Source organism: Mesorhizobium sp. ArgA1 (assembly GCF_053714375.1).
Window position 1 is genome coordinate 1 of record NZ_JBSKBQ010000215.1, and the last position, 226, is coordinate 226.

General features: G+C 63.3%; 1 protein-coding gene. It reads left to right on the top strand.

All coding sequences use genetic code 11. The features are described from left to right. Window positions 1-226 (top strand): transposase (locus ACWGTI_RS33030; protein WP_454590724.1); only part of this gene is annotated, 226 nt, incomplete at both ends.

Consider the following 226-nt stretch of genomic DNA (forward strand, 5'->3'; position numbering starts at 1 on the left):
CGCGCTGCCCGGACCAGGTCGTCCACAGCCTGGCCGATATGATCGGCTTCCGCATGAAGATGATTGCCGCCGGTTATGAGGATGGCAATGATGCCAACCGGCTGCGCTCCGATCCGATCTTCAAGATGGCCCAGGATGCACCCCCTTCGGGTCGGGATCTGGCGTCGCAATCGACGATGTGTCGGCTGGAGAACCTGCCCGATGTGCGCTCGCTGCTCGCCATGGG